This window comes from Vibrio sp. B172a (assembly GCF_030248355.1).
Classification (GTDB): Bacteria; Pseudomonadota; Gammaproteobacteria; order Enterobacterales; family Vibrionaceae; genus Vibrio; species Vibrio owensii.
Genome location: NZ_JAHGAC010000002.1, coordinates 147,999 through 174,164, shown reverse-complemented (window position 1 = coordinate 174,164; position 26,166 = coordinate 147,999). Strand labels below are relative to the sequence as shown.

The 26,166-nt window shown below is 46.5% G+C and carries 30 protein-coding genes; 15 read left to right on the top strand and 15 right to left on the bottom strand.

The features are described from left to right. Window positions 1-51: 51 nt before the first annotated feature. Complete coding sequence (locus KIT90_RS03120) at window positions 52-339, bottom strand: hypothetical protein (RefSeq protein ID WP_005435960.1); 288 nt, start codon at window positions 337-339, stop codon at window positions 52-54. Between the two features lie 416 nt (window positions 340-755). Between KIT90_RS03120 and fliD the strand changes: the two genes are divergently transcribed. From fliD to KIT90_RS03075, 9 genes are all read left to right on the top strand, one after another. Beyond that, entirely contained in the window at window positions 756-2,093 is a 1,338-nt protein-coding gene (gene fliD / locus KIT90_RS03115; protein WP_285375181.1) for a flagellar filament capping protein FliD, read from the top strand. A gap of 19 nt (window positions 2,094-2,112) precedes the next feature. Next, a complete protein-coding gene (fliS, locus tag KIT90_RS03110) occupies window positions 2,113-2,499 on the top strand; it encodes a flagellar export chaperone FliS (protein ID WP_009705005.1) in 387 nt (128 codons plus the stop codon). Then, on the top strand, window positions 2,483-2,803 hold the full coding sequence (locus KIT90_RS03105; protein ID WP_009705006.1) for a hypothetical protein: 321 nt from the start codon (window positions 2,483-2,485) through the stop codon (window positions 2,801-2,803). The genes fliS and KIT90_RS03105 overlap by 17 nt, the downstream gene beginning before the upstream one ends. Then, window positions 2,800-3,861 carry a flagellar hook-length control protein FliK gene (locus KIT90_RS03100; protein WP_285375176.1) on the top strand — a complete coding sequence of 354 codons (1,062 nt, stop codon included), beginning with the start codon at window positions 2,800-2,802 and terminating at the stop codon, window positions 3,859-3,861. Before KIT90_RS03105 ends, KIT90_RS03100 begins: the two co-directional genes overlap by 4 nt. 22 nt (window positions 3,862-3,883) lie before the next feature. Beyond that, on the top strand, window positions 3,884-4,393 hold the full coding sequence (gene fliL, locus KIT90_RS03095) for a flagellar basal body-associated protein FliL (protein WP_005435954.1): 510 nt from the start codon (window positions 3,884-3,886) through the stop codon (window positions 4,391-4,393). Between the two features lie 12 nt (window positions 4,394-4,405). Beyond that, window positions 4,406-5,134: a FliA/WhiG family RNA polymerase sigma factor gene (locus tag KIT90_RS03090; RefSeq protein ID WP_054824263.1), complete on the top strand. Its 729-nt coding sequence runs from the start codon at window positions 4,406-4,408 to the stop codon at window positions 5,132-5,134. Window positions 5,135-5,144: 10 nt separating this feature from the next. After that, the gene (gene motA, locus KIT90_RS03085) at window positions 5,145-6,002 is read left to right on the top strand and encodes a flagellar motor stator protein MotA (RefSeq protein ID WP_005435952.1); all 858 of its coding nucleotides are present in this window, start codon (window positions 5,145-5,147) and stop codon (window positions 6,000-6,002) included. Beyond that, window positions 6,002-6,994 (top strand): flagellar motor protein MotB, encoded by a 993-nt coding sequence (locus tag KIT90_RS03080; RefSeq protein WP_005435951.1) that lies wholly within the window; start codon window positions 6,002-6,004, stop codon window positions 6,992-6,994. The genes motA and KIT90_RS03080 overlap by 1 nt, the downstream gene beginning before the upstream one ends. Before the next feature lie 88 nt (window positions 6,995-7,082). Beyond that, on the top strand, window positions 7,083-7,370 hold the full coding sequence (locus tag KIT90_RS03075; RefSeq protein ID WP_005435947.1) for a hypothetical protein: 288 nt from the start codon (window positions 7,083-7,085) through the stop codon (window positions 7,368-7,370). Window positions 7,371-7,380: 10 nt separating this feature from the next. On the opposite strand, the gene KIT90_RS03070 is transcribed toward KIT90_RS03075, so the two are convergent. The 3 genes from KIT90_RS03070 to KIT90_RS03060 all read right to left on the bottom strand — a co-directional run bounded on the left by KIT90_RS03070 (window position 7,381) and on the right by KIT90_RS03060 (window position 8,637). Further along, a complete protein-coding gene (locus KIT90_RS03070; RefSeq protein WP_078610217.1) occupies window positions 7,381-7,659 on the bottom strand; it encodes a hypothetical protein in 279 nt (92 codons plus the stop codon). Between the two features lie 265 nt (window positions 7,660-7,924). After that, complete coding sequence (locus tag KIT90_RS03065; RefSeq protein WP_285375160.1) at window positions 7,925-8,302, bottom strand: PH domain-containing protein; 378 nt, start codon at window positions 8,300-8,302, stop codon at window positions 7,925-7,927. Window positions 8,303-8,421: 119 nt separating this feature from the next. Then, window positions 8,422-8,637, bottom strand: coding sequence for a TIGR02450 family Trp-rich protein (locus tag KIT90_RS03060; protein ID WP_005435943.1), 216 nt, complete (start codon window positions 8,635-8,637; stop codon window positions 8,422-8,424). Window positions 8,638-8,820: 183 nt separating this feature from the next. On the opposite strand from KIT90_RS03060, the gene KIT90_RS03055 reads away from it, so the two are divergent. Both KIT90_RS03055 and KIT90_RS03050 read left to right on the top strand, forming a co-directional pair. Then, the gene (locus KIT90_RS03055) at window positions 8,821-9,585 is read left to right on the top strand and encodes a transporter substrate-binding domain-containing protein (protein ID WP_009705012.1); all 765 of its coding nucleotides are present in this window, start codon (window positions 8,821-8,823) and stop codon (window positions 9,583-9,585) included. Window positions 9,586-9,734: 149 nt separating this feature from the next. Beyond that, the gene (locus KIT90_RS03050) at window positions 9,735-10,532 is read left to right on the top strand and encodes an aminoglycoside 6-adenylyltransferase (protein WP_285375155.1); all 798 of its coding nucleotides are present in this window, start codon (window positions 9,735-9,737) and stop codon (window positions 10,530-10,532) included. Between the two features lie 106 nt (window positions 10,533-10,638). Here KIT90_RS03050 and KIT90_RS03045 read toward each other — a convergent pair whose 3' ends face one another. The 6 genes from KIT90_RS03045 to KIT90_RS03020 all read right to left on the bottom strand — a co-directional run bounded on the left by KIT90_RS03045 (window position 10,639) and on the right by KIT90_RS03020 (window position 14,308). Continuing rightward, window positions 10,639-11,061: a hypothetical protein gene (locus KIT90_RS03045; protein WP_285375153.1), complete on the bottom strand. Its 423-nt coding sequence runs from the start codon at window positions 11,059-11,061 to the stop codon at window positions 10,639-10,641. A 187-nt stretch (window positions 11,062-11,248) separates the two neighbouring features. After that, window positions 11,249-11,701 carry a hypothetical protein gene (locus KIT90_RS03040; protein ID WP_009705016.1) on the bottom strand — a complete coding sequence of 151 codons (453 nt, stop codon included), beginning with the start codon at window positions 11,699-11,701 and terminating at the stop codon, window positions 11,249-11,251. Between the two features lie 140 nt (window positions 11,702-11,841). Continuing rightward, complete coding sequence (locus KIT90_RS03035; RefSeq protein ID WP_005435933.1) at window positions 11,842-12,087, bottom strand: hypothetical protein; 246 nt, start codon at window positions 12,085-12,087, stop codon at window positions 11,842-11,844. A gap of 302 nt (window positions 12,088-12,389) precedes the next feature. Beyond that, entirely contained in the window at window positions 12,390-13,103 is a 714-nt protein-coding gene (locus tag KIT90_RS03030; RefSeq protein WP_285375149.1) for a class I SAM-dependent methyltransferase, read from the bottom strand. A gap of 156 nt (window positions 13,104-13,259) precedes the next feature. Then, entirely contained in the window at window positions 13,260-13,661 is a 402-nt protein-coding gene (locus tag KIT90_RS03025; protein ID WP_005435931.1) for a GFA family protein, read from the bottom strand. Window positions 13,662-13,828: 167 nt separating this feature from the next. Beyond that, window positions 13,829-14,308, bottom strand: a complete 480-nt coding sequence (locus KIT90_RS03020) for a porin (RefSeq protein ID WP_009705020.1) — start codon at window positions 14,306-14,308, stop codon at window positions 13,829-13,831. A 499-nt stretch (window positions 14,309-14,807) separates the two neighbouring features. Here KIT90_RS03020 and KIT90_RS03015 point away from each other — a divergent pair, with 499 nt between their 5' ends. Then, a complete protein-coding gene (locus KIT90_RS03015; RefSeq protein ID WP_264407192.1) occupies window positions 14,808-16,292 on the top strand; it encodes a winged helix-turn-helix domain-containing protein in 1,485 nt (494 codons plus the stop codon). A gap of 21 nt (window positions 16,293-16,313) precedes the next feature. Here KIT90_RS03015 and KIT90_RS03010 read toward each other — a convergent pair whose 3' ends face one another. Then, on the bottom strand, window positions 16,314-17,036 hold the full coding sequence (locus tag KIT90_RS03010; protein ID WP_009705022.1) for a TerC family protein: 723 nt from the start codon (window positions 17,034-17,036) through the stop codon (window positions 16,314-16,316). Window positions 17,037-17,547: 511 nt separating this feature from the next. On the opposite strand from KIT90_RS03010, the gene KIT90_RS03005 reads away from it, so the two are divergent. Continuing rightward, window positions 17,548-18,162 (top strand): mechanosensitive ion channel family protein, encoded by a 615-nt coding sequence (locus KIT90_RS03005; protein WP_009705023.1) that lies wholly within the window; start codon window positions 17,548-17,550, stop codon window positions 18,160-18,162. 31 nt (window positions 18,163-18,193) lie between these two features. On the opposite strand, the gene KIT90_RS03000 is transcribed toward KIT90_RS03005, so the two are convergent. Both KIT90_RS03000 and KIT90_RS02995 read right to left on the bottom strand, forming a co-directional pair. Further along, on the bottom strand, window positions 18,194-18,457 hold the full coding sequence (locus KIT90_RS03000) for a DUF3012 domain-containing protein (protein ID WP_005435930.1): 264 nt from the start codon (window positions 18,455-18,457) through the stop codon (window positions 18,194-18,196). 117 nt (window positions 18,458-18,574) lie between these two features. Then, on the bottom strand, window positions 18,575-19,012 hold the full coding sequence (locus KIT90_RS02995; RefSeq protein WP_005435929.1) for a PACE efflux transporter: 438 nt from the start codon (window positions 19,010-19,012) through the stop codon (window positions 18,575-18,577). Between the two features lie 151 nt (window positions 19,013-19,163). Between KIT90_RS02995 and KIT90_RS02990 the strand changes: the two genes are divergently transcribed. After that, window positions 19,164-20,051, top strand: a complete 888-nt coding sequence (locus KIT90_RS02990) for a LysR family transcriptional regulator (protein ID WP_285375140.1) — start codon at window positions 19,164-19,166, stop codon at window positions 20,049-20,051. A gap of 72 nt (window positions 20,052-20,123) precedes the next feature. On the opposite strand, the gene fni is transcribed toward KIT90_RS02990, so the two are convergent. Both fni and KIT90_RS02980 read right to left on the bottom strand, forming a co-directional pair. After that, window positions 20,124-21,143, bottom strand: a complete 1,020-nt coding sequence (fni, locus tag KIT90_RS02985; RefSeq protein WP_285375137.1) for a type 2 isopentenyl-diphosphate Delta-isomerase — start codon at window positions 21,141-21,143, stop codon at window positions 20,124-20,126. Window positions 21,144-21,392: 249 nt separating this feature from the next. Beyond that, entirely contained in the window at window positions 21,393-23,186 is a 1,794-nt protein-coding gene (locus KIT90_RS02980) for a sodium:proton antiporter (protein ID WP_009705027.1), read from the bottom strand. Between the two features lie 224 nt (window positions 23,187-23,410). Between KIT90_RS02980 and KIT90_RS02975 the strand changes: the two genes are divergently transcribed. After that, on the top strand, window positions 23,411-26,137 hold the full coding sequence (locus tag KIT90_RS02975; RefSeq protein ID WP_285375133.1) for a DUF2339 domain-containing protein: 2,727 nt from the start codon (window positions 23,411-23,413) through the stop codon (window positions 26,135-26,137). Window positions 26,138-26,166 lie beyond the last annotated feature (29 nt).

Sequence of the window (26,166 nt, the reverse complement as noted above, 5' to 3'; positions counted from 1 at the left end):
TCATCCGGGAGGCTTTTTCTTTGTCTGCAAAAAAGCGTTTGGAAAAGAATTCTAGCGACGGATGTAGATGGAAGTAGCTTCGTTAGTGTGGCTAGCAGGAATACGGAAACCGGCTTTCAGCATGGTGTTGTGCAAAACCTTGTTGAACAGCTCCAACTCGGCAGACTCTACTCCTCGATGAGGTTGATACGCTTTGAGTTCTGGGAATCGAGAGATCGCTTCTATGCGGATGTTCGCCAGTTCTTCGGCATTAATGTTCTGTTTACTGCGTAGTTTAGTGCCAATGAAAGCCTCATACGCACGGGCACACTTCATCAGTCGTAAAACAAATTCATTCATTACTGTCGTTCTTTTTAGTCGAATTGGGGGGAATAGCCAGACGTTAGCAACCACAAAAATTGCAAGGGCATAAGATAGCAAACCTTTGCATTCAGACAGGGTCAGAAAAATCTGAATCCTTTAGCAGTAAACGCCGAATTCTGCTCGTTATGCATACAACCCCATACCTATTCTTTCTTTCCTCCATTGGATTAAATCTTTCAGCCTTTTTGGTCGCCTGTTTTATTTGGGAAACCCCTTTAACCATCAAGGGGAAAGCGGAACCAACAAGGTGGAAAAAGCGCTTCCTCCCAACTAACAAAAAATATCGTAAGGCACTGTTTTATAAAGACATAAACATCAGGCACGCATCTTGCGATTGAGTATTTATTACTGGCACAAAAAAGCCAAATACAGATGAGAGAGGGAGCGACCTCATGAGTTCGTTAGATCCAATTACTATGGCAACCCAGTTCGCCACGTTAGATGTTCAGCCATTTCAACAGCGCTACCAATTGCAAGCCGATCGATACCAGGCGCAGCTTACTGCTTTAGGTAAGGTGGAAAGTGCACTGCGTGAGTTCCGCACTGCGGTTAACGAGATGAACAGCAGCACAAACAGCATCATCAAGAATACGGCAACGACCTCTCAAGATGGCTTTTTCACCGCGAGTGCCGATGCGAACGCGTTAGTCGGTAACTACCAGATCTTTGTTGAACAAGTCGCAACGTCACACCAAATCTCTACTGGCATGCCAGCAAATCTAGATGCCTCAACAGAAGTTCCGACTACCGGCACTCTAGAGTTCACAATCAACGGCGAAACCATGACGTTAGATATGTCGACGGTAGATACCGACGGCGATGGCAAAGCGACCGTGACAGACCTAATCAGTGCAATCAACAACAACCCTGATAACCCAGGCGTGAATGCCACACTTGTTCGCTCAAACGGGCAAACACACTTCATGCTCTCTAGTACCGAGACAGGCGTGGCAAACACCATCAATGTCAGTGCGACGGGAACAGGGCAAGCTTGGTTTGAAGATGCGTTCACCAACACGACAGAAATCAGCAAACCACAAGATGCTGTTATCTGGCTTGGCGCGGAAGGAACTGGTCTTCAACTCACCAACTCAAGCAATACTTTTGAAGGCGTGATTGATGGCGTCGATATTACCGTCACCAAAGCACAAACCTCAGGAGAAGCGCCGATCTCAATGGAAGTAGGCGCAGATAGCGAGGGCACCAAAGAACAAATCACCAAGTTTGTCGATACCTATAACTCGTTGGTTTCGACCTTAGATGAATACACCAAAATCGGCAGTGAAGACCAAGCCCGTGGTGTGCTCGCCAGTGATCCAACGTTGCGTTCAATTGACACACAGCTAAATGCACTCGTTCGTGGTGAGCATGGTGGCATGCGATTGAGTGAAGTCGGCATCACTCTTGATCGTGACGGAAAAATGAAAGTCGATCAGGATAAGTTTGCCGAAGCACAGAAGAACAACAGTGCCGCACTAGAAACCATGTTTAACGGTGATGGGGCCCTGCTCGACTCGCTCGATGACATGGCAGAACCGTTCTTGAAGTTCTCTACAGGCACGTTCACTTCTCGCAAAGATGCGCTGCAAGCCAACTTAGACCGAATTGACGACAAGCAAACCTCTTTACAGCGTAAGTACGAGATGTCGTACAACCGCTACCTCACCCAGTTTACTCAAATGAACACCTTAATGACGCAAATGAACCAAACCATGTCGATGTTTGGTTAAGGCTTTAGGAGAAGTACTCATGCTAATGGATTCCGGCTACGACTCATACCAACAGGTCGATCTTGATGCTCAAGCAGCATCAGCCAACCCACACCAACTCGTCGTCATGTTGATCGATGGGTTACTCGATGAAATTGAGCGTATTCGTGGCCACCTTGCCGCGAGCCGCCTAGAAGCAAAAGGCGTCAGCATTAACAAGTGCATGAACATCCTTATCGGCTTAAGCAGTGCGTTAGATGACGAAAACGGCGGCGAAATCGCGGAAAACTTACGTCAGCTCTATGACTTCTGCCAAATCGAGTTGTATTACGCCAGCACACAGAACGACGCAGCACGTTTAGACAACGTAGAGCGCGTGATGGGTAACGTACGAGAAGGATGGATGAATTTTGGACAGCAAGCATAAAGTGTCGCCAGAGCGATTTCGCCACTTGTCAAAACTGATCCAAATCGCGACTAAAACGGCCGATTGGCAAGCGCTTAAACGCTACGACTTGCAGTTACGTGAACTGCTGATCAGCCATAAGCCATTTTTGAAAGATCCGAAACTCGCACCGGAAATTCAGCGAGCAAAAGCCGTGCATGCGTGCGCGTTCACGGCATTGGAAAAAGCCACCAGCGAGCTAAAACAAGAGATGAATATGGTGAACGATCAACAAGAACGTGCCATGGCTTATCAGCTCGCGATGACGATGGAGCTAACGCAATGATGGTAACCAATTCTGTGCCTGCAAATGCGCCTTCTCAGTCGTCATCAGCAGGCAAAATCTCACAAGCGCGTTCAGAGCAAGGCTTTTCGCAAACCGATGCTGCCTCGGCAAATCAACAGGGCCAAACCAACGCACCTCTTGTGGTGGCGGGGTTTCGTTTCAATGCGCAAGCCTTACCGACGCAAGCTAACCCACCAGAAGCTGACACACAGGAACTCAACTCTGAAGTCAGCTCAGATGAGGTATTACTGAGTGCGGTTCCTGCCACCACGGATCTCGCCACTCAAGCGCAAGCCCTCATCCAAGGAATGAGCAAAATTGCGCTTAAGCAAGGCGAAACCAACCAGCTTGCGCAAGTATCGGCAGGTCAGGCTTCTCAAAGTACAAATGTCGGAAACCAAGCAAACCCAATGCTTAACGCCACAGTGCAAGAGAGCCCAAACGCCCCTCAAGCCAGCACAACAAGCGCACTGAAAGTATCGGCTTCGGACTTGCAAACTCTGCTTAATCAACCCGCTCAAGGGCAAGTGCTAGCGGCCAGCTCACAAGCGCAAACAACAACAGGGACAGCGCCGCATTCGAACCCAACCTCACCACTAGCAGCGACTCAAGCTCAAGGTGCGGAATGGGCGGCCGTTCGCGTGGATACCAGTTCTGGTAGATGGGGCGAGCAGATGATGCAAGTACTGCAAGACCGCGTGACTTTGCAGGCTCAGCAAAACCTACAAGAAGCCAAAATCCGTCTCGACCCACCAGAACTGGGCAAGTTGGATTTGCTGGTACGCGTGGAAGGTGACCGCTTGAGCGTGCAAATCAACGCCAATACCGCCGCAACTCGTGAAGCCTTGATGCAAGTGTCTGAGCGCCTTCGCACCGAACTTCAAGAGCAAAACTTTGTGCATGTAGATGTCAACGTAGGTTCGGACCAAGGTCAGGAAAGACAAGCACATGATGGTGCTCCAGAAGAAGCGAACATCTTCGCTGCGCGCGAAACCAACGCATTTCAAACACATACAACAACAAACTATTCAGAGCATTGGCTGAACACTCAAGCCTAATTAATCATCGAGGAAAAAGGTTATGACCAAACAACAAATGATCGCCCTGTTTATCGCCATGATCATCACCAGTGCCCTCGTTTCCGCTACCACAGTGGTAGGCGGTATTTGGTACCTCAACAAAAGTTCGGAGTCTTCTTCATCAGAGTCGAGCGTGAGCACTTTCTTAGAAGATTCTCCGTTGGCTTTCCTGACTGCTGAGCAACCGACGACGAAAGGCCCAAGCTTTCATCCATTAGACAAAGTAGTTCTGACCATCAAAGGTAAAAAACAGACGCACTTTGTGATGCTTGAGCTTGCCGTGGAAACACGCCGTCCTGAACGCATGAAGAACATCGATGCCTACATGCCAATGGTACAAAACTCGCTGTTAAAACTGTTCAGTGACAAAACCTTTGATGAGCTACAACAAACGGGCGCTATCGATATTCTGCAAAGCGAAGTGAAGGAAACCCTACTGCTGGCCTTTGCAAAAACCGACATCGTTCGCGATATCGATGATGTTCTGCTGACCAAATACGTTGTGCAATAACGGAGCACAGCTATGTTGGAGATGAACTTACAGGAAAGTTATACCGCGACGGAGGAAGTGAATGATCCGTCTCGCCCGATTGATGAAAACGCCTTGCTACAACGTCATCAAGTCATGGTTAAACGCGTGGTCAACCAACTGCGCGTTCACGCGACCTCTCATTGCAGTATTGAAGACATGCAGCAAATTGGTTTGATAGCGCTTGTCGAAGCTGGACGTCGTTATGGGGATGTGGATGATCCACACTTCCCCGCTTTTGCTGTTTGTCGTGTTCGTGGCGCGATTTTGGACGAGCTTCGCCGTCTAGATTGGCGTTCTCGTAAAACCCGCCAACAAGCGCATGAGTTGAACGACGTAACCCGAGATCTCACTCGTGCACTGGGCAGAATGCCGACCGATGCTGAAATTATTAAAGCGCTTGGTACTGACGAGCAAGACTTCTACAACCGCCAAAATGCAGCGCTGGCAGGCGAAATGCAAAGCCTCGACCAACTGATGGAAACAGGTGGAGACAGCCACTTCGGCGGCCAATACGATGGTATGGAGCATGAACATATTCGCCGTAGCTTAGACACCGCACTTGGCAAAATGTCGAAGCGCGATCAGCTGTTGCTCACCTTGTTCTATCAACACGAACTCAACCTCCATGAAATCGCGCTCGTGCTCGACCTGACACCACCTCGCATCTGTCAGTTGCACAAACAAGCGCTTAAACAACTCAACCAATTAATGTCCTCTTAGGAGTCACAAGATGCAAAAGTTTTTTGGAGCCATTACCGTCCTGATGTGTGTCTTCGGCGGATACATGTGGGCAGGCGGTAACCTCGGTGCAATTTGGCAGCCAGCCGAGTTTTTGATCATCATCGGTGCGGCAGCAGGCTCACTGATCATCGGCAACCCGCCACAAGTGCTAAAAGAAATGCGCCAACAAGTGCGTGCGACCATCTCTGGCCCACGTGAAGAGTACGAGTACTACATGGAGCTGATGGCGTTGCTGAACAACTTGCTTGAAACCGCACGCAGCCGTGGCTTTAAGTTTCTCGATTCTCACATTGAATCACCAGAGCAGAGCTCTATTTTCCTTGCTTACCCACAAGTCAGTAACGATCACCGCCTTATTTCTTTCATTACCGACAATTTACGTTTAATGGCAATGGGACAAATGTCGCCTCATGAATTAGAGGGACTGTTAGAACAAGAAATCGAAGCGATTCAAACCGAGATGCTTTTACCTTCACGCTCTATGCAGCGCACGGCAGAGGCACTTCCAGGGTTCGGTATTCTTGCGGCAGTCGGTGGCATCATCATCACCATGCAAGCCATTGATGGCTCAATTGCGTTGATTGGTTACCACGTTGCTGCCGCCCTTGTTGGTACATTCATTGGTATTTTCGGTTGTTACTGTTGTTTAGATCCACTCAGTAACGCCATGGCTCAACGAGTTAGACGAAACATGACGGCTTTCGAATGTGTACGCGCCACTCTGGTTGCTTACGTTGCGAAGAAGCCAACCTTGCTCGCTATCGACGCTGGCCGTAAACACATTCAGTTAGACATCAAACCAACTTTCAACCAAATGGAGAAGTGGCTAGCTGAACAGGAGGGATAATGCAAAAACAAGAGCATGTGGTGTTCAAACGCGCGAAAGCACATAACCATGACGAGTTTCATGGTGGCGCGTGGAAGGTCGCGTTTGCCGACTTCATGATCGCGTTGATGGCGCTGTTTCTTGTCCTTTGGGTCATGCAAGTGGTCGACAAGGAAGAGCGCAAAGCCATTGTGGCGCACCTTCATAGTTCGAGCGTTTTTGATAAGAGTTACGGCAACCCTTTCGATACCTCACAAAGTATCTCTCCTATCGACTTGGCACAGGACTCTTCTGTGCCAAGTAAACACAACTCCAACCATGTCGTCAGCTCTTTCTTTCAAGGTGACGGCGATGGCCCAGAGATAGACTCACTTATCCCGGGCAATTTCGACACCCAAGAGCAACTTGCTCTGCTGGCTAAAGTGATTGATGAAGTCGTCGGGCAAATCAGCGCGCAAGGTAACGTTAATGTCACCATCACACCGCAAGGTCTGCGCATTGTTTTGCAAGATGACTACAAGCAGCACATGTTCAGCCGTGGCGGCGCTGAGTTGACCCCTTTCTTTGAAGACTTATTACTTGCGCTTGCTCCCGTGTTTGAACGCATCAGCAATCCGTTGATCATCAGTGGCCATACTGACTCGACACCGTTCAAGAAGCGTTTTGGTCGACAATCAAACTGGGCGTTATCTGCCTCTCGTGCTGATGTGGCAAGAAATACCTTGGTGGAAGGCGGCATGCCAGATGATCGCGTCATGCAAGTGACGGGCATGTCGGATCGGGCGCTACTGAACCCTGAAGAGCCTGACTCTAGCGAAAACCGTCGAATCGAGTTGTTTATTCTGACAACGCCAGCGGCGCAAGTTTTGGAAACCTTCTTTGGCAATCAAGAAGGCAGTGAGTTACAAAAAGCCAAGCAACAAGCGGAATTTAATCAGCCCGTCATTAGGCAAGAAGTGATTCGTTACTCGGTCGAACCGAGCGACCAAAAAGCTCAGATTCAAGACCTCTAACCCCCTAAAAGGTCACCAGTTTCTACCCTCTGCGTGACCTTTTATTCCCAACGATAATATTGCTGAAATTTGTTTAGTTGAGTTCGATATGCCCGTACCCGCGCCCAATAAATCAAAAAATGACTCGCTTAAAAAAGCCTTTCTCTGGCTGATCATTTTCGACTACCTATTGCTGGCGTTTTTTCTCACTCAGTTATCAAGCCTCAATCTCAACAGCGGCACCATGATTAGCTTGTTGCTCGTGCTCTATAACATCTTGCTGGTCTCTTTTTGCTACCAGCGCACCAGCAACCACGATTCTTACATCATCTACCCAGTACTTTCAGCAACGCTACTAGCGTTCGTCTGCTTTCTGTATTTCTTCTTTTTGGTGTGATTGTTACGCATCATTCGGTACCGACGTCTCGGGCAAAAATGACGCCAAACAGCACATGACAAATCAACAGAGGAAACAGCGCCTCAGAAAATGTCAGCCATGCCTTCCAAGAACAGTAAATGATGATCGGGTGTGCAATCAAAAGCACGTACCACAAGACCTTATTCAAGTAGACAAGAAAACGGGTATCAGCATGTTTCTTTTGAAAGTTTAGAGCGCCAAATGTCCAACATAGCATCGTCCATCCCATCATGGCTCCAACGAGAATCGTAATAGTAGTGTTGACCATCAAATACTTAGCAAACGTCCCTCTGATAACCATATGAAAGAAATGAAAAAAGGAAGCAATAATAGCTTCCTTTGAAAGTGATAGATGGGCTTTGAAGTGTTCTGTATCAGACTACCGAATCATCAAATAAAAGAGCACACCCGCCGTGAACCCTAATATTGCCAAAAATGTTGAGCTCGGTTTGCTGTGCTTCTCTTTCGATACCATTTGTTTGGCCACGTTGACTCCTTGTCTTTGGCGTTCCTTTTCGTTTCTGGGCTGATGTTTAAGCCAGTACGCGTTCGCTGATCATTTTGTTGAAAGAAACCAAGTCGAATGAGCCTCTGATCTCAAAGCGCACTCGCCCTACTTCACTGAGGAACAATTCAATCTCACAGTCCAGATCTAGCGTGCCTGAGGTTTCAATCGAGAATGCATTAATCTTGCTGTATGGCAGAGAAGTGTAGTCCACTTTTGACCCTGTAATCCCTTGCACGTTGGCTGCGATAACGCGCTTATTGGTGAACACCACTTGGTCACGCACCGTTTTGAAGCCAGCGAAAATACTCTCTCCGTCAATTAAGAATTTGTGGAAATCATCACGCACCTTTGAAGTTTCAATTGGCTTGAGTTTGAATATCGATGAGTTTTCGAAATCGATCATGGCGTTACCTTAGAATGTAAATAAAATCACTCATCAATTAATAGCAAAGTCTCTAACACGAGCCTATTGATTTTGGTGACTTTTCTAACTCCATCTCGTTTTTGGTCATCACACCATGGTTATTTCCATCCTTGTCGCCATTGTTGTGTGTCTTTCAAATCATGCCAATCTAGCTCGCGCTCTCGCTTGGTCATAACCGCTTCAATCACGCATCTCACGACATTGCCTTCTTCATCAAACTCCATTTCTGAAATGATGAAGTGCTTCTCTTTGTTTACCGGCTCTGTCGCAGTCCATTTGCTGCGAAGTAACTTTTTAGGGTGAACTCGATTCATAACGCTCTGCCATTCATAAGAAAAAGTTTGCTTTTCATACGTATAAATTAGCAAATGCAATCACATTCAATGTCGCTATTTTTTTCTTCAATATCGTGTTTTTTCTTATTGGTTTGATCTCTTTTTCTGATACTTCCTGTTACTTTGAGTGTTCAAACAAACACAACACATCAAACAACGACAATGAAAAAAACAACACTTTTACTTGCTTCCGTAGCAATGGCGCTTTCCGGTGTCGCCCAAGCCGATAAGCTGGAAGATATCCAAAAATCAGGCACATTACGTGTCGGAACCACGGGCGATTACAAACCGTTTTCTTACTATGATGGCAAGACCTACTCTGGTTACGATATTGATGTCGCGAAGCACGTCGCGAAACAGCTCGGCGTAGAGTTAGAAATCGTTCGCACAAGTTGGAAAGATCTTCTGACTGACCTCAACCAAGATAAGTACGACATCGCCATGGGCGGTATTACCCGCAAAATGCAACGCCAACTGAATGCAGAACAAACCCAAGGTTACATGACGTTTGGTAAGTGCTTCTTGGTCGCTAAAGGGAAAGCCGAGCAATACAACACAATAGACAAAGTAAATCAGGCTTCAGTGCGTGTGGGCGTGAATATTGGCGGTACAAACGAAGCCTTCGCCGATGCTAATTTACAAAAGGCCAGCTTTACTCGTTTCGAAAATAACTTAGACGTACCGAAAGCTGTCGCAACAGGTAAAGTCGACGTGATGGTAACCGAAACGCCAGAAGGCCTGTTCTATCAAGTCACGGACGAGCGTTTGGAAGCAGCTCGCTGTGAAGACCCGTTCACCAAAGGTCAGTTTGGTTACCTTATCCCGAAAGGCGAACAGCGTTTGTTGAACACAGTGAACTTCATCATGGATGAAATGAAACTAAAAGGCATCGACGAGCAGTTTATGCACCATAACTCGCTCAAATAATTCACAGCCCATATCAAAAACCGTTCAATTTTGAGCGGTTTTTGTTGCTTCTTAAGATGCTTCACGCCATATTGTAATGCTGCGCTAATTTTACCGCACTAACCATCCTACTGATGGTTCTAATATCAACCATGATTAATAGGTAAAATATGAAATTCTCAAGCACGCTTCCTCAAACTCATGAACAGCTTCTAAGTAAAATTCTTGCGGTATTTACTGCGGACCCACGCATTCTTGGCATTGGTGCAAGTGGCTCTTACGCCTCTGACTCCATGGACAAATACAGTGATTTGGATTTGGTTATCGCCATCAATCCTGAAGATTTTGATTCGGTAATGGCAGAGCGCTTTGCGCTTATCGACCAAGTAGAAGGTCAAGTCGCGGCTTTCACTGGTGAACACGTGGGAGAGCCAAGATTGGTGATCGCAATCTATGCGCCAGATGCGATTCATGTCGATTTCAAATTTGTCTCTTTGCCCGATGCTGCGACTCGTGTTGATGACACCAAAGTGCTTTGGGAACGCGACGGGCAGCTATCGCAAGTCTCCGAGACTGCAAAGCCTCACTACCCACAACCAGATCCACAGTGGATTGAAGACCGTTTTTGGATTTGGGTTCATTACGGCGCAACCAAGATTGCTCGTGGGGAATACTTTGAGGCCGCGGAATTCTTGTCATTCCTGCGCTCTGTTGCGATATCGCCATTAGCCCTGAAACAACAAGGATTGACTCCCTCTGGCGTGAGAAAGATTGAATCACGCATGCCTGCGTTTGCGGCAGAGCTAAAACAAACCGTCGCCATGCCGGAGCGAGAAGCGCTGATTCCTGCATTTGAAAAGATCGTAGAACTGTATTTATCGCTGCGAGAGAACGAGCAAGTCAGTATTAAACCGGAAGCTCAGCAGCTTTGTATGGATTACTTCCAGCAAGAGCTGAAAAGCGAGTAGAGCTGGCGCAGCGTAGAAACAACGACACGCAAAAACAACGACAGATAGAAACAACAAAGGGGATATCACTATCCCCTTTTTCATCGGTTTGATTCGCTGAGAGCGATTACATCACGCACTCTTTTGCTGCTTGTGCTTTCTCGATGCCTTCTTCAATTAGAGATTTGGTTTCTTCGCTGCCGATAGATGACATCACTTTGTCCATCACCTTATCCACTGTCGATTCAGAAGACGCTTCCACCAAACAAGCGTACGCATTGGCAATGTGTTCTTTCGCTTCAATAAGCGCTTCAGGGTCACTGAAATCCACATTCATTGCTTCTTCAACCGATACCGCAAGTTCTTCTGCAGATTCCGCAGCATCACCAAATTGGTCTAGGTTAAACGCCTCTTCTACTGAATCCATCTGCTCTTGAACCGTATCAATCGCTTTGTTTGCGGCTTCTTGCGCTTGGTCAATGGCTTTGCTTGCGTCATCACAGCCGACAAGTGCCATTGCTAAAACCATTGTTGAGATTGTCTTTTTCATATTTGTTCTTCTAACAAGTAAATCGCTCATCATCACAATACGTGATTAGCCGATAGATTTTAATTCAAGAGTTGTAAGAAGAGGAAACAGAAACGTTTGAAAGCCCCAAAAACAAAGCCGCTACGAATGAGCGGCTTTTGTATTTGCTTTAACGTTTACTCAGGTGTTTAAGTAAACATTAAACCTGTCAGGCAATTCTTCCGTGGCTGATTGCCATCATTTCATCGTAGGTACGTTGTAATGCATCAAACGTCCATTCGAAGTAGACGCGGCGTTCCATCAGCGGAGCAATTTGGTCTGCATCAAATGATTCGATCGTCAGATCAGAATACTCGACTTGCAGGCTGTTGCCGTCCGTACCCCAATCTTCGTACTCACGATTACCAATGAGATCGTAAAGGTTATTACTTAAGAAGCTGTATACCACTAAGAATGATTTTACTGCGTCTTCCGAAAAGTTAAGCATGCTCGCGACTTGCGCGACGTCATACGACTTTTCTTTATCACCTTGGTCAATATCAAGCCTCACCAATTGAGTTTCCCACGCTGCCAATTCACCGTAGGAATCCAAGACGTATTGGTTCAGTGCTTCGAACACATGAAAAAAGTCTTGGATCATTGAGATGTATTTATCAGACATAACGTCCCTTATTGTATTTGGTGAACGGACGATCTTCGCCGCCGTGTTATTGCTCACCCTAGCCAGTGGTTGTTAAAAGTTAGACTACAAGTTGCAACACCGCATACTGTACTTGTAATTTTGTTGTCATTTTTGAGTGATCAGTCAATTAATAGCGTTGGCTCGTCGATGCCCATGTAGTCACACAGTTCACGCTTAATTCGGTGAAAGTCTTGTACCGAGACAAAGCAATCGGCGTATTCTGTTTTACCATCAATGCCGATATAAACATGAGCAAAAGACTCGACCGTCGACGTAATTTTGATGGAATCATGGCTGAGTTCGAACGTAACTACTTGGTCCATATTCAGGTAACGACCAGATTCGATTTTTAGTGCTTTCGCCATAATGGGGTCCTAAGGTAACAGTGCAGATCTGGAAATAGGCAGCATCCCGGTGCTCAAATAGAAAGGCTTGCTAATTTGATGGTGATTCTGCCCCATAATTGAAGTGAGCCTATCACAAGCCCCTGCCTCCAAAATTAGAGTTTGACCGCACTTTCCTTTGGATTTACTTACAGATGAAACAGTTACTCAAAATCTGACCGCAAATTCACATACAAAAGGAAAACGGAGCGTATTTCACAGTTTCACGGAACAAAAAGGCCACTGTGATAGCGGCCTTGGTGAGTCATTAATTGGCGTGAGCTTCACGCATTTATCTGGTACATCGCGAAATAGGTATCGGCTTGAATGACGTGTTTTTGGCTAAGCTGCTTCAAAGCCTCAACCGCGTTTGCGAATGGGTCGTCTCCTGCGAATGCCTCAACCAACTTGTTGTAACGCTTTGAAGAAGAAAACAGCACATGCGCCAGCTCTTCAGCGCTGACTTCTAACTCTACGGTCTCTTTGTAAACCTTCATCGCTTTAAAAGCGTCACAATCACTGAAGTTGATAGCATGGTCATAGTTGGACTCCGTCAGTTCCATCTCTATGCCTAATAGCTTGAGGGGCTTTTCGAGCAACACTTCAAAATCGTACACCACAACGTGCGCTGCAGATTGGCAAACGCGTTGAAGTTCAGTCACCAAAGCCGCAGACTTTGCGTAAGAAAGTGAGCCTGCAAACGTCACGACATCCACACTGTTGTCTGGTAATGGCACATGCTCACCATCGCCGACATGATACTCAATTCCTGCTGATGGTTTGGTTTGCTCAATCATTGACGTGCTCGGATCCACACCATGCAGTTGCTGACAGTATCTAGCCAATGCCAGTGTTGATACGCCCGTACCGCAGCCAATATCTAATCCCAACTGGAACTGGGGTAACGCACCTAAATTGGCTTGTAGGATGACTTGATGCAGCGGCGGACGATAAGCCGCGTAATGCTTAGAGATGGCTTGGTTGTATTCTTCGCTCACTGATGTTCTCCCAAAATCTCTCGATGTTATTTAACCGTATCCGTATAGTGTCGGATATTACTGCCACTCAAAAGCAAAAAGCCACTCATTTGAGTGGCTCTATCTCACAACTTTAAATGCTTTCTGATTTGGTACGATGCTCAGTCTCAAACCGGCTTATAGCTTGGGTTCGGCTTCGAATTGCTTGAGGTCATCAGTAATGTCATTCCAAGGCGCTTTGGATGCGACAAAAATATGGAAGCTTGGCTTATGGGAAGGCACATCATCAAGAATACCCAAGCGCACATTGACGATACCGTTGTTCTTTTTCGAATAAAGGCTAGAGCCGCAGTGACGGCAGAATGAGAGTTCGGTATTGGCGCTCTTCTGATAGGTTTGAATGTGTTCCGCGCCCTCAATCACAATCAGTTTATCCAGTGCAACGCCACCTGCAGAGGAATAATCGGATCCCGTAAATTTGCGGCATTCAGAGCAATGACAATTGCCCATGTATTTGAATTCATCCGCGACTTCGAGTTTCACCTTGCCACACAGACATGAGCCTTTGAGTACTTCCATTGTTAAGTCCTTCTCTTTATTGGAATGTCAGTTACCGAATCACCATGCCAGTCCAACACGACGAAATAAAGACAAGTAAGTCAGGTTTGCAAAAATGGAACGAAGAAAACCACCGCACTCTTCCATAAGCGCAGTGGAAAACAACTAGGACAAGTCGTTGCTTTTTTTTAGAAGCGGAATTCTGCACTTAGCGCGTAGCTGTTCTCAACAACTTTTGCTTCGTACATGGTGTACTCAAGTGCAACGCGAGCTGGGCCCAATGTCACACCTGCACCTACGCCGTAGTAGATGTCGTTCGTGTCACCAAGGTTAGTTTGGAAGTGACCCATACCGACACGACCGTAAACGTCGAAAATAGTGATTGGTAGTGTTAGTTTCGCACTTGCTAGCCAAGCATCAGAGTAGATGTGCTCGAAGTCTTTGTGCGTATCGATGAAATCTGCATATCCACCTTCAATCGATAGTAGGTCATTAAACTGGTAACCGATGTAAAGGTTGTAACCACTGTTTTGATCACTAAAGTCTGTGTTCTCGTTCTTTACTTGGTATTCAGAATATAGGTAGCTAGCACCAATGTATGGGTTAGCAGCAGCTTGTGTAGCAAAGAAGATAGCAGCGATTGGAAGAATAAATTTGTTCAGTTTCATTTCTTAATAACTCTCAATATAAAAGGTTGACTAACATTCCCTAATCCTTCAGTACGTGATGCTCATGCATCGATTATTTATTTCCTTATTGCAAGTGACTTCAGGGAACGTTGCGCCTTTTCTCTTTTAAGAAGCTCGCCCCTCACTTGCGGTATGGGATGCATCATCCTGTGTTTTCGCCGCTGTGACATAACGTAAAACTCAGCAGTTAATAAAACTTCATCACTGGCATATAAACAAAATATAAAACCAATAAATACATAAACTTAAACATCAAAGCAGAAGGTAAAACAACCAATTTAATTGGAACTTTTCTTCCATTCAGTGTTGATTACCTAGGTAAAATGGAAAGCATTAGAGGTAGGGAGCGGAAATCGGCGTTCCGATAACGAAATGTGTAGAAAATCACGTTACTCGCGCTTTAAATTGTCAGCAAAATCATTCAATTGAGACTACATTTACTCAATGAGATGAATAAAAAATAGAAGAGCGAGCGTGAATGCCAGACAAAAACATCAGTTTTATCGTAGATGAGTGGCGTTTTGTGCCCAATGAGGGGCAAATACAGTTTGCTGACTCATGCATTACGATTGATAACCGTCTCTCAAAGTTGCTTGAGTTCTTGTGTCTGAACCCAGGACTGACTCACACGCGTGATGAACTTATCGAGCAAGTGTGGGGCGGCAGTGTATTGACCGATCAAGTGGTCACCCAAGCGGTATTTGAACTCAGAAAAGTACTGAAAAAGCACAGCCAACAGGAATGCAGCTACATCGTCACCGTACCAAAGCGTGGGTATCGATTTGATGGCGAAGTAAAACTGGAAAAAATCGCGATACAGAAGCCTGAAGATCAGGTAATTGAAGAGGAAGAGTCGCCAACTGAAGCCTCGAAACCTGCGGTAGAGGCCGTTGAACCCCACCCTAAAAAGAGCAAACAACCCATCTTAATTGGTGCACTTTCTTTGATTGTTCTTATTCAGGCGGCATTTTTACTGTTTAGCGCAAACGACTCAAAACCGAACCCTGATTCTCACACCGGGCACTTAAGCCATTACGAATTTCGTTATGCAGTATTGAATGTCAGTGAGGATGTGAAAGCACAACCAGAACTGTACGGTATCGTCATTAAGTTCATGGAACACATTGGGTTTTACAGCAATATTCGTGTGGTCAAATCTAAAGAACACAGAAAACTCGCCGCCATAGAGTTCAACATCTCCACCAGCAAGAGCAGCGATGGCAAAAAGTTGCGTTTGTTGTTCCAGTATCACAATCGCGTATCGGGGCAGACTCATTTAAATCGTCGTTACTCGACCAACTTTGAACGTTTTCATCAAACTTTCCCATCCATGATCGATGACATGCTACGCGCGATGTACATTGAGGTCCCGGAAGAAGAGTTGGAACACAATGTGTCGATCTTCCCTAAAGATCCAGAAGCAGTGAAAGCGTTGATGTCTGGGACGGGCGCTTTGTATAACAACGCTGGCTATGAAAATGCGATGGAATATTTTCGTCAAGCAAAAGCCCTCGCACCAGATAATGCCTACACCATTTCGGTAAGCTACATTGGTGAAGTCATGAGAGTATTTGCAAAAGATGAGGCGAATAAGAAGCAAGTAATTGACACACTTAACAAAGAGTACTCTTCTTCTTTGTCCGAGGTGTTGAAGCGAGGGAATAACCCAAGAGTGTGTGAAGCCAACGCAATCTTGGCGCTGTCGGAAGATAACCCAGATAAGGCATCGCAAATACTGTTGTCGATTCCGTACAATCAGCAAACGTCCTTAACTTATCTATTACTAGCGAAAGCGGAAGAAGCTCGCGGTCATACAAGTGGGGCAAAAGAACTGTATTTGCAAGCGACACAAAACACGTCGTCGCCAATTGCACTGAAACTTGCGGGTCCATTGTTCTTTGACAGCAACTTGGACACCATGATTAAAGAATTGCAAAGCGTAAAAAACGAAGCTAACCCATAGTGGTTAGCTTCGCATTAAAGTTTAAAAATATTGTCCTGCCACACGTCGAGAAGAAGGTTGTCGACTGATCAAGATATGGCATAGCTCAAGCAGCAAACCAAACGCAAGCGCACTGTAAACGTAGTGCTTATCGATATTCAGCCCTAACCCTTCAACAATCAGCAGCGCACCTAATACAATCAGGAATAGCAGCGCAAGCACTTTCAATCCAGGATGGCGAGTAATCACAGCCTGAACTTTATTCGCCATCAACATCAGAATCACGCTTGAAGAGATGATCACACCAGCAAGAATGGTGATGTCCTGCGTTAGGCTCGCCGCGATAATCAATGAATCGAGAGAAAACACCGCGTCCACCGCAATAATCTGCAATATGACCGTGCCAACTTGCCCAGCAAAAAATTGATGCGGTGGCGTTTCAATAGGCACGACCCACGCCCAAAGCTCTTTGATGCCTTTAAACAACAAGAACGCACCACCAACAATAAAGATAAGATCATTACAAGAGAGTGATACCCCTTGGTATTCGACAAACGGTTCTTTCCAAGACAGCAACCAAGATACCGAAAATACCAGTGCAATGCGGTTTAACACTGCTAAACCGATACCGAGATTACGTACGCGTTGACGCAAATGAGCAGGAAGACGCTCAGTCATGATGGTAATAAAGACGATGTTATCGACACCCAGAATGAGTTCTAACATGAGTAACGTGCCGAAGGCGATAAAGTAGTCGAGATTCATTATTTAAGTTCTCTGTGCAAAGTACGAAAGAATAGTTATTCAATATCCACTCTCTCCTAAGCAGGCACTACCTTGCGCTCAAATCCCCTCTCTAACATGGGGAAGTCTGTATTCCGTTCTTAGGTGCTTTGGGTGAGTTGTTCCCTAATGACGCGATTATGAGTAGCGTCTTTTCATTGCTTTGTAGAACACGTAAAGCAATTTGATCGCGATAAGTGTCATCACTTTCTCCAAGGTTGTGGTTAATCAGAGGAAGGCTATTGTATTCACCAGTTTCATAACCACATCACAAAGCACTTAGAAAAAGATAAAGAAAATATAAAACAAATAAAAACTTAATTTCATAGATTTAAATAAACTCAAAACCACCAAAGGTGAAAAATTCGTACCAAAAGAAACGGTTTCTTTGGCTTATAAAATGACATGAGAGAGATATGATTTTTTGCTGAGAGAGACTTGACGCTTTTTACGAGGGTTGACCGTACACTCGCCCTATAAAGAGGAGAACGTAATGCTGTCATCGATTGAACAATTTCTACAAATCCTGAGTGACTACGACATACTACTCGGTCTGATTTTCATTTTGGCTTATCAAATCTTCAGTAAGATCGCGACGAAAGCACTCACTACGTTAGCGCGGAATAAAAAAGTCAAACCACCAAGAATTTTATTCATTACCAGAACGGTGAACATTTTGTTATTCGTCTTCTTATTTGCTACGTTTTTGCTCGTGAGTGGTATTGGCTACGGGAATTTTTCGATCTTCCTTTCTTCTGTGTTTACCGTTCTAGGTGTGAGCTTTATTGCTCAGTGGTCAATTCTGAGCAACATCACCGCTAGCTTTCTTATCTTCTTCGTTTTCCCTTACCGTGTAGGCGATAACATTCGTATTGATGATGGCGCAGGAATTGAAGGGATGATCATAGACATTCGTTTGTTTCACACCTTGATAAAACATGAAGACGGCGACTTTTCGACTTACCCAAATAACCTCTTGCTACAAAAGAACGTCACCAAGAGAACCCATAAGAATGCCGTTGAACCCACTCTACAAAAGGTCACCGACGTAGATATCGATGTTGGTGTCGGTGTTGATGACCTTCAGATACAAGAAAGCCGAGCATAGTGCTCGGCTTTCTCATTTTTGTTCGGTCAATTTAGAACACACAGTGCTTAGCAAAGTCTGTCGCTTCGTTTGCCGTCCACTCACCTTTCGGCTTGTCTTTTAGGTTCTTACACCACTGCTCGCTACCGATGCCATCTTGCAGAACACAATGCTTCGCGAAATCAACCGCGTTGTCTGTTGTCCATTCTGTCTTTGGCTTTTCGCGCATGTCTTTACACCAAGCTTCTGTACCCACTTCGTCAGAACATGCCGTTAGCGCTGTTGCCGCTAGCAGTAGCATTACCAGTTTTTTCATAAATTTAGGTTCCACTTTCAATTGATGAATGAACTATACCCAAAATATCAGCGCTCGTGTTAAGCCAACGACAATTTATCGACTCACGCTCCGTAAAAGAGACGAAATTCCTTTAAATCAGCCTAACTGCACCGAAGTTGCCATTCGACGTTTCATCATAAACGCTCGAACATGATCATAGATGTAATTGAAGACAAACGCATACAGGGTAATGAAAATCGTCACGCCCACGTCCATGATAAACGCTTCCCACATGCTGACTTCTAGCATCCACGCCATCGCCGGAATGGTGGCAAACAACAAACCCGCTTCAAACAACACCACGTGTACGATTCGAAGTCGGATTGTGCGTTTCTCTTTTGCTCCTGTCGCAAAGCGATCAAATATCCAATTGAAGATGAAATTCCAAATCATCGCGATGGTAGCAACGACTATCATGGTTCCTGATAATGCACTGACTTCATGATCCGTAAACAATGCCAAACCAATAATGGATAAGCTGATTGCCAATACTTCAAATAATACGGCGTGAAACACACGCTCTAACGCTCCCATAAAAACCTCACAACTTTGCATGGAACAAGTTAAGTGGCGGCGATTATGACAGCGTGATAACGAAGGGAAAGTTAACAACCATCACGAATAGTGATAGCTTACAACTAGGCTTTCTGGATGAGTCTCATCCAAATTCTCTTTAGGTATTGAAATGTACAGCTTTGAACAACTCAAAATCTTTGTCACCGTGTGCGAAACAGGTTCTTTCTCCGCAGCCGCAAGAAAACTAAAGCGCGCGCAATCAGGTGTAAGCCAGTCTGTAGCTAACCTTGAGATCGCAATTAACCAAGAGTTGTTCAATCGAGAGAAAAACACACCGACACTCACAGATAGCGGTAAAGCCTTATTGCCTATCGCTCAGTCCATTCTGCATCAACAGAAATTCTTCGACCAAAAAGTCGAGTCCTTAGAGCAAGCCTACGAACACGAGCTAGTGATTGCGATGGATGAATCTCTTATCAACCAATCGCTACTGGCGCAATTTGCTAGCTTGGCGGACCAATTCCCTATTACGCAGTTCGATATCATTACCGCACCGACATTTGATGTAGAAGAGTTGATTCGAAAAGGTAAAGCGCAAGTCGGTATCGTGTTGGCTGATGGTGAGCTAAAAATGGACATGGATTTCTTTACCCTTGGGCACACTCGTTTTCTCACCGTGGCTTCGCCTTCTCACCCATTGGCACAGCTATCGGTGGTTCATGATGCGGAGCTCAAAGCCCATCGCCAACTGGTACTGCGCAGCGCACAAAGGAAAGAACTTTGGTTCAGTTACGCTATCAGCACTCAGTTATGGTTTGCTAATTCGCACCAGACGCTGACCGACTTAGCGTGCCAAAACGTTGGCTGGGGATTATTGCCAGAAAGAGTGGTCAGCAATGAGATTAAGAGCGGTAAGCTAGTTGCCCTACCCGTTGCGCACGAATTTGATGGCTGGCTCACGACAGTTGGATGCTTGGTCTCTCGAACCCGAGGTATGGGCCCGGTTTTGCAAGCACTGGTAAAAACCTTGCAGAGCTATCGCTATCAGGACGAGTAGCCCAAAACTGTTTTGTAGGTTCAAGCTTTAGAATTTGTCCGAGACCTAGAAGATCTCTAGGTCTGATTGAAGCTAAAGACGACGAGCTTTGGTCAATGCTTGGAGATTCGCAGAGCCAGTTCCAAAGCACGCTAAACGCAGCTCTAATGCCATTTGTTCAAAGTGATCGACAACAGACTGTGTGCTGATTGTTGCTGCTTTTAATACTGCACCAGCTTGCCCAACAAGGCTAGCACCAAGGTGTATCGCTTTTGCTGCTTCTAAGCCGTTATGTACGCCACCTGAGGCAATTAAAGGTAAGTTAGGGTATTGAGCGTGGATTTGTTCTAGACACTTGCCCGTCGGGATGCCCCAGTCACGAAACAGCTCCGCAGCACGCTGCATCTTGTTATCTGTCTGACAATAACCTTCAACCGCAGACCAACTCGTGCCACCAGCGCCCGCAACATCAATCGCATCCACACCTGCTTCTACAAGTTGTTTGGCTACCGCGCCACTGATGCCAAAGCCAACCTCTTTGATGATCATTGGAACATCGACGCGCTGTTTTAACTGTTCAATCGATTTGAGCACGCCAATCCAATCATGGTCACCATTCTGCTGAAAGGCTTCTTGCATAGGGTTGAGATGCACAAATAAAGCGTCCGCTTGGATAAAGTCGACTGCACGTTGAGCGTTTTCGAGGCGTTGCTTGTCTCTCAGTTGAGCGGCCCCTAAGTTGGAATACAAAGGCACGCCTTTAGCAAGATCACGAATGGTTTTGCCCAAACCTGAGTGTAGGCTGTCTTCTAGGCTCACTCGTTGCGAGCCAACTCCCATCGCAATGCCCATTTCACTGGCCGCTTCTGCCAAACGACAGTTGATGATCTCTGCATCTTTTGCGCCACCCGTCATGGAACTGATCAAAAACGGCAGCGTCAATGAGTGACCAAGAAACTCGCTCGAAAGATCGATAGCGTTAAAGTCACATTCAGGCAATGCGCAATGCTCAAATTCCACAGACTCAAAGCCCGCCGTTTTGCTTTTCATGTTCATGTCATGATGTAAAACAGCGTCTAGATGTAAGTCTTTTCGATTAGATTGCGGAGCCATAATGTCACCCTAAAGTAAAACAGTCGCGCAGTATTGCGATCCTTGTCATTGCCGTCAATGCGAAAATTCGGAAATTGAACAATTTATTTACCGAATCGAGCCTTGTGGGCTCTGGCCTTATGACTAAGGAATCATATTAAGGGGCAGCGTTTAAAACACTGCACCTCACTGCTCTATTAAGCTTGGGTAACAATTAACAATGTTGCCACTCCGATGTGCCAAGAGTGGCAGTTCTAGATGTCATTTAGGCTATTGAGTCTCGACGGATTGAATAAGCGCCACCACCGTGCTGGTTGTAGGTGGTGTGAACTGGTCCGGATCATCACAGAATTGAATTTTGCCTTTCTCTTCAACATGAAAAAGCGGAATCACCAAATTGTCTTTGTGGTGCTCAAGGTAATCTTGATAGGTGAAGCTCTCACTCAACTTAGTGTGTTTGATTTCTGCACCTTGGCTCAGCAAACTCGCCATTTGGGTATAACTGACGTTGCCGCCCATCAATAATTTGCCGTGATACTCTTCTGCAACCGAGTGTTTTTCATTGCCGTTAGATTTGGTTTTCTGTAGGCAATGTACTTTATCTTCGCCAAACTCGCCGACAAATTGCATACAAGCCATGATATTGAAGTGTTGGTCTGGCGTCAGTGCCACCACTTGCCCAATACCAATCAGATTCAGGTTGTCATCAGCATGGCTAGAGATCGGGTTACCGTAGTAATGGTCTAGGCCCAGCATGCGAACTTGACTAATGTAGTCCCAGTTTGAATCGGTGAGCAGAACTTTACGATCGTATCTCGCCAGCGCTTTACCTATCTCTTGCGCCACTCGGTTTGCACCAATCAGTAGGAAACCTCTTGGTGCTGGCTCAGCCACACCCAATGCTTTAGCCATAGGACGCGCCGTCGCACTTTGCAGCACCACCGTGCCGATGATCACCATAAAGGTCATTGGCACCAACAGCATGGCTTCTGAAATGCCATATTCCGTCAGCTTGATAGCAAACAGGGATGAGATGGACGCCGCCACAATACCGCGCGGCGCAACCCACGAGAGGAACAGCTTATCCTTGAAGGTTAAGTTACTGCGAATGGTTGAAGCGAAAATCGAAAGTGGACGCGACACCAACTGCATGAAAACAAACAGCAACACCGCACCGCTACCAAGCGCCGCAAAATCATCAAGACTGATGCGTGCCGCTAGGAAGATGAACAAACCGGTGATCAACAAGATGGTTAAGTGCTCTTTAAAGTGCAGGATTTGCTGAATGTTGATGCCCTTTGCATTTGCTAACCACATGCCCATCACGGTAACCGTCAGTAGCCCTGCTTCCGATTCCATTTGGTTAGAAATCGAGAACACACCGAGCACCACCATCAATACCGCAAATGGCTGAAGGTATTCCGGCAACCAAGCTCTGCGCAAAACGGTAGACACCGCAGCACCAGAAGCGACACCGAGGATCAAGCCCACCGCAATGATGGTGCCGAACACTTCGACGCTGTTAACGGCATTGTGCGAGACGATGAACTCGTACACCATCACCACAAACAACGCGCCTAATGGGTCGATCAAGATACCTTCCCAGCGCAGAATATTGGCGAGTTTGGAACTTGGGCGCACGGTTCTCAGCAACGGCACAATCACCGTAGGACCCGTAACGACGGTTAAACTGGCGAACAAAATCGCAAGCTCCCAAGTAAAATCAAGGAAATAGTGCGTCGCCACACTGGTGGCTACCCAAGAGATGATCGCGCCAACAGAAACAATGCTCCACACCGAACCGCTCACGCCACGAATCTCTTTAAAGTTAAGGGTTAAACTGCCCTCAAACAGAATCACCGCCACGGCGAGAGAGACTAAGGGAAAGAGTAAATCCCCAAGAATGTCGTCTGGATTGAGCCATTGCAGGATCGGCCCAACAATGATCCCCGCCAACAGTAAGAACAGAATGGCTGGTAAGCGCATTCGCCACGCTAACCACTGACAACCTAAACCTATTACCCCAACCGCCGACAGCACCAGCGCTTCGTTGCCCACTTGCATTTATCATCACCTAATTTGTTATTGTTCTGGTGAGCTTTCGCCCAAAACCGATTAACTCTATAAAAAAGATTAGTTTAGAGTGAACGCTCCGCCAGTTTTCGTTCAAATATGCGACTCTCTCTCAAAATTATCGGTCTGTGTTGTATATCCCGTTAGCTTGGCACACAGTGAACTAAGCTTAGCTAAGTTGCTCAAAGTTAAGGATTCTGAAACAAGGACAGGGAGTGCAGCAGTTGTTTATCTCATTGGCGGTTATCTTGGCGGTTTGCGCCTTACTCATCACATTGAAAGCAGTCGGTCGAATATCGAGGCTCGAAGACGAAGTGTCTCAGCTTCATAAGGAACTGGCAGAACTGCGCGCGCGTTGGTTTGAGACACACACACCGCCGACTCCAGACTCCGAGCAACACGCTTCTCAACCACACCAAGCGCCGCCGGAGCAGCCCCCACAACCTACTGCTCCGACGTTTAAATCAGGTCCAGAGCCAACATTGGTTTCAGAGCCTACCTCTGCGCCTCTAGCTGCCAAAGAAGTACCACCAATTGTCGAGCCGAGCCTCCCGTCACTCGATGAAGTGCACATCGGTGGTCTGGCACAAAGCAGTGAATCCGTATTTGAGAAACAAGCCAATAAACTGCTGACCAACATCCAAGAAAACTGGTTGGTTTGGGTTGGCGCGCTCGCTATGTTGATTGGTGGTGGTTACCTTGTACAAGTGATTGGCAGTCACATTGAGTTCTCACCAATCATGCGCGTGACCATCGCATTCTCTATTTCTCTTGCTACCGTGATAGCAGGTGAATGGTTCCATCTCCGCGAGCAGAAATCCCCAGACCGAGCAGGACGAGCGAAAGGCTTTACTTACGTTCCTGCCGCCATTACCGGAACAGGGTTAACTGGCATCTACTGCACGGTGATCTTTGCGTTTGTCTTCTATCAGCTCTTATCGCCAGGTGCATCGCTGGTGATTTTGGCGGTCGCGGCATTTTCGAGCTTAGCGCTTTCTCTACGCCAAGGGCCTTTGATGGCTGTGCTTGGCTTAATCGGTGGTTATTCAGCACCACTTTGGATTGGCGGTGAAGAGCCTAACTATTACTTACTCGCTGGCTACATCACTGCGATTTCAGTTGCCGCAACGCTACTGATGCAAAAGATCCGACACGCTTGGATTTCACCATCGATTACCGTGCCGCATATTTTGTGGATGTTGTTGCTGATTGAGAGCATGCCGATAGAGCAACTTTTCTCATGGCTTGCGATCTTCCTTTCTCTGAGTTTGTACCTGCTGTTTGCGGTGCCAAGAATGGGTTGGATACTCAAACCGCGTTACCGTCATTGCCAAGGCAGATGGACGCATCCACCGACAGGTATTGCTCTCGCGCTGACATTATTAGTGCTGTCGGCACTAGCTCGCATGTCTAGCATTAATACCGCTGAGATGATTTACTTCTATACCTTCTTTACTGCCATGATTTGGCTACCCGCCATTCGTAAAACTTGGTCATTAAGAGTCTATTTACCATCGATATTGGTGCCTTCTACCGCGATCATGCTGCTTTCTATTGCGCTTGAATCTATCTACATGGCTGAAGGACAAACGCCAGTACTGGTCGCGATCGGCATTAGTATTACGTTGATTGCACTGCGAACATTATTCCAGACACTGGCAGGTGACCGCTCTCAACTAACGGGTATTCTCTTCCTTGTACTTGCCCCTGCGATGACCTTGATTACCCTGCTCTACACCTACGAGTTCATGAGCAGTCATGTTTTAGGTTGGACGCTCTTCACCGCTGCAATTGCGGTTTACTACGCCTTACTCGGACAAAGGTTCAAAGCGCTGGCACTGGAATGCTCCGCCATCATGCATGCCATCATTGCCGGAACGGCTTTCGTTTGGCTGAATGACACATGGCTCACGACAGCTATTTCGATTCAAGTGGCGGTTATGGCGTTGCAGACTCAAGCCAATCTATTCCGCCCAGCGAATTGGGCAGTCAAAGTCGCCATGGGCATCTTAGTCGTACGTCTGACGCTGTTACCGTTTATTCCAGAGTGGCAACCCGTCAATGCGGGACACTGGGCTTGGGTGCTGATAAGTTACCTGCCTTCTTTGGCGATTCTTGCTTACGCTCGCACTGTGTTACATCGCTCAAATACAGAGCTCGCCAATTGGTTTGAAGGGGCGTTCTTACACGTTTTCTTGATGGCGGTGTTCACCCAAACCAACTACTGGCTGACGGGACAATACGGCTACCTTGGCTACGTCGATTTCACTTCGGCGATTGTGTTTGCTAACCAAGCATTAGTGATGGGGTTGGTTTACAGCTATCGCAGCCAGTTTGCACAGCAACTAGAACGCGTCTATCAAGCATACAGCTATCTACTTTGGGGCGCTTTTGTTGTGCTGATGATGTTGCTCAATAGCCTCGAATCGCCGCTGATGGTCAATAATGTTTCTGCTGAATCCATGCCTGTGTTCAACATGCTGTCTCTTGGCTGGTTGTTGCCTGCGATTGTTTTGCTAGTAACCACTTACAAACGTTGGAACACATTGCAGATCCCTCGCCCTGTGGTCGCCAGCTTTGGTCTTATCATGGCAGCCATTTGGCTAGGTATGTCGATTCGCCAGTTCTGGCAACCTATCTCGATGACGCTAGCGCAACCGACTGGCATGGCAGAGCTGTTTACTTACTCGATTGCTGGTTTGATTGTCGGCGGCATACTGACTTGGGTTGGCGCAACCCGCAAAGCGATGACGATTCAACGCATTGGCTTAGCCGTACTGGCGTGCGTCGCACTTAAGGTATTCCTGTGGGATGTCCGCTCATTGGATGGCTTCTGGCGTGCGATCAGCTTCTTGGGTCTAGGCGCATCACTGATTGGATTAGGATGGTTATTCCAAAAACTGCACCGCTCGGTCGCAGAGCCTGTCGAGCAAGTGGAATAGAGTTCAAGATATGAAAGGTGATTCCCAAC